Here is a 2,800-nt window from a genome sequence, read left to right as displayed (position 1 = left end):
AAGTTTCGGCGGCTCCAGATTGGCGAAGGGATTGGTACAGGATTGCCAGCCGGTAAACCGGATCGGGTCGTTGGGCGAACTGCGCCAGGCGTAGTCCGTCAGCATATGGAATTCGGCGATGACCCAGCGGTCGAAATGCGCCAAATCCTCCCGCTTCTGCCGAGGCAGCAGACGGCGCGCGGCGCCCAATTTGAGCTCCTCCACAAGAGTGACGGCGTCGCTCAGTTTTTCGCTTGGAAAGTTCCACGGATTCCGGTTGCGGAACTCCAGCACGAACTGCTGCAGATGTTCGATGCGGATGTTCAACTTGCCAAGGTATTTTTCGAGCGTGACGCGCACCAGATCCTCGTCCGAGAATGAGGAAACGGCGGCGTAGGCGACTCCTGTCGAAACCACTCCGCCAGCCACGATGGCCAGGGCGGAGCGTCTGGAAATCTCGATCATCCGATACCTCCTTTCACGCGATCCGACCCGCCGCCCGCAAGGACAGCGCTGCCGCGGTCAGGCTCGGGTTGGCGCAGGAGCAGCTCGGATAGGTGCTGGTGCCGACGACGACCAGATTTCTGAGCTGGTGGTGGATCATGCCGCTGTCGATCACCGAATCGGCCGGGCCGGTGCCCATCCTCAGCGTGCCCTGGACATGCGATTCGGTCGGCCGGATGCCACGATCGAAGAGCTTTTCGACCGGCAGCGGCGCCAAAAGGTCAGGCAATTTCTCCAGCGCGCGCGCCATGCCCTTCACCGCGTAGTCCGATGGCGCCTTGAAGCTGACGAAGGCATTCTCATCCGCGTCAAGCGTGACGAAATTCTCAGGATCGAGCAGGTTTTCGGTGACCACGACAAGCGGCAGCGCCTGGCGCAGCCGCCCCTTTTCGGCACGCATTCCGTGCTGCCAGCGGTTCTCGAAATAGACAAGTGCCGCCGCGTGCTCCGATCGGTGCGGACCGTCATAGAGGCCGAAATTCAGGCCGGTGGTGATGGTGCTGCCGTCGAAATTGTCGACGCCGTCGAGATAGACCTCGAAATTCCAGCCGTAGGATTCATGCAGGCCGCGGCCGACGAATTCGCCGCCCAGGCCGGAGCGTAGCATGATCGCCGCGCTCTGGATGGCATTGGCGCCGAGAATGAAGAGATCGCCGCTGACCTGGTATTCCTTGCCGTCATGCGTGAACGTGACCGAACGGACCGCACCTCCGACGTGATCGAGCCGACGCACTTCCGCACCGAGACAGACCGAGATGTCGGGGTGCTCGAAGACATGCATCAACCCGTTGTTGACGGTGAATTTGGCGTCGACCGGACACAGCCAGCAGCGCAGATTGGCACAGCACGAGGTGCGCTGCGATGTCGGCAGCCGCGCCCGCGCGGTTGGCATGACGAAGTGCTGGCCGGGCTGCGCCGCCTTCATCATCCGGTCCGGTGTCGACATGCGATGCGGCGGTTGCGGAAACGGCTTCGAGCGCGGCAGCATCGCCGCCATGTCGGGATCGCCGGAGATCGACATGATGTCTTCGGCGTCGCAGTAGAACGGCTCGACATCGTCATAGCTGATCGGCCAGTCATTGCCGATGCCGTAGGTGCTTTTCAGCCTGAAGTCGTTGGGATGGAACCTTGGCGTCTGCGCGAACCAGCAGTTGGTCCCGCCGCCCAGTCCGATCGTGTAATTCCACGGCTTGTCGGAGTTGGTCTTGTAGGTCGTCTCGTCGTCGATATCCGTGTTAGCGTTCTGCTCGAGCTGCCATTCATGGGTGTTGTGGCGGCCCCACTCCAGCACCAGAATGCGTGCCTTTCGCCGCTTGGCGAACTCATGCAGGAAGAAGGCCGAACCGAAGCCGGAACCGATCGCGATGAGATCGAAATGATCCTTGGTGATTTGTTCTGGCTTTACGTCCAGCACCATCAGCTACAACTCCACACAGAAATACGCGCTCAGTCCTGGCGCCCGTCGGCGGTCTACGGACCGGTCCTGCATCCGTCTGTCCCTCCCCGGTCTCATGCCGCCATTCTGCCGATCGAGTGATATTCGATGCCGTGGCGGGCGATGACCTTGGGGTCATAGAGGTTGCGGCCATCGAAGATGATCGGCGTGGTGAGCGCGTCTTTCATCGCGTCGAAGGAGGGCGCGCGAAAACTCTTCCATTCAGTGGCGATCAGCAGCGCATCGGCGCCGCGCAGGGCCGCCTCCTTGGTGCCGCACAGAAGCAGGTCGTCGCGCAGCCCGTAGATGGCCTGGCATTCCTGCATTGCCTCGGGATCATAGGCCTGCACATTGGCACCAGCCTTCCACAGCGCTTCCATCAGCACACGCGCCGGAGCCTCACGCATGTCGTCGGTGTTGGGCTTGAAGGCCAGGCCCCAAAGCGCAAAGGTCTTGCCTTTGAGATTGCCCTTGAAATAGCGGTCCACCTTGTCGAAGAGAACCGATTTCTGTGCGTTGTTGCGCTCCTCGACGGCGCGCAGCAGCTTGGCGTCGAACTTGACGCCTTCGGCGGTCTTGATCAGCGCCCGCACGTCCTTTGGGAAGCACGAGCCGCCATAACCAAGACCCGGATAGATGAAATGGTAGCCGATGCGCGGATCGCTGCCGATGCCCTTGCGGACCTCCTCGATGTCGGCACCAAGCTGCTCGGCCAGGTTGGCCATCTCGTTCATGAAGCTGATCTTGGTCGCCAGCATGCAATTGGCGGCGTATTTGGTGAATTCGGCGCTGCGCACGTCCATCACGATCATCTTCTCGTGGTTGCGGTTGAACGGCGCGTAGAGTTCGCGCATCACCGCCTCGGTGTCCTCGCTGTCGGTG

Annotated in this window: 3 protein-coding genes; all 3 read right to left on the bottom strand. The window is 61.4% G+C overall.

Going from position 1 to position 2,800, the window contains the following annotated elements:
* A partial coding sequence (locus tag EN993_RS34145) for a hypothetical protein (protein ID WP_127266079.1) occupies positions 1 to 444 on the bottom strand: 444 nt, incomplete at its 3' end.
* A 13-nt stretch (positions 445 to 457) separates the two neighbouring features.
* A complete protein-coding gene (locus EN993_RS34140; protein ID WP_127266078.1) occupies positions 458 to 1,900 on the bottom strand; it encodes a GMC family oxidoreductase in 1,443 nt (480 codons plus the stop codon).
* 92 nt (positions 1,901 to 1,992) lie between these two features.
* The coding region (locus EN993_RS34135; protein ID WP_164757997.1) for a nucleotide sugar dehydrogenase at positions 1,993 to 2,800 on the bottom strand (808 nt) is incomplete at its 5' end.

The organism is Mesorhizobium sp. M7D.F.Ca.US.004.01.2.1 (genome assembly GCF_003997785.1).
GTDB lineage: Bacteria > Pseudomonadota > Alphaproteobacteria > Rhizobiales > Rhizobiaceae > Mesorhizobium > Mesorhizobium loti.
Note: the sequence above shows the minus strand (reverse complement) of the source record. Positions and strands in the feature narration are given on the sequence as shown.

Excerpts from the sequence above, each read along its gene's own strand:
- EN993_RS34140 (WP_127266078.1), bottom strand. The coding sequence starts at position 1,900 with ATGGTGCTGGACGTAAAGCCAGAACAAATCACCAAGGATCATTTCGAT.